This window comes from Membranihabitans maritimus (assembly GCF_021729145.1).
GTDB classification, from domain to species: domain Bacteria; phylum Bacteroidota; class Bacteroidia; order Chitinophagales; family Saprospiraceae; genus Membranihabitans; species Membranihabitans maritimus.
The window spans coordinates 1-376 of the sequence record NZ_JAJSLW010000088.1 but is presented as its reverse complement, the minus strand read 5'-3'; the positions used below and the strand labels follow the sequence as shown (position 1 = coordinate 376).

General features: G+C 30.1%; 1 protein-coding gene. It reads left to right on the top strand.

What is annotated here, in order from left to right:
- Positions 1 to 257: 257 nt before the first annotated feature.
- The coding region (locus tag LVD47_RS24225; RefSeq protein ID WP_369427836.1) for a GIY-YIG nuclease family protein at positions 258 to 376 on the top strand (119 nt) is incomplete at its 3' end.

The following is a 376-nucleotide window of genomic DNA, read 5'->3' as shown; positions in this document are numbered from 1 at the left end:
TGAAATTCAAAGGGTTGTGATTAATTTCATAACCCTTTTTTTATGTGTGTACAAAATTGTGTACTAAATAAATTAACGCGCCTCCTGTATCGTATGCCATAAATTTCAGCCCTCAATTCTTTTCTTGATAAATAATATTAGTAATCACCATTAGATTAGGTCCTACATGTTATATCGTATTATTATAATAATGGTGCATAGAACTGGACAATCTGTTTGATACTCTTTTCTTTTGCTTTTATTTATCTTATAGGTTAATGGTTTACGTTTACATCCTCTTTTCCGAACAATTTGACAAATATTATGTCGGCCAATCTATTGATGTAGACAATAGAATATACCAACATAACTTTGATGATTCCAATTCTTTCACCTC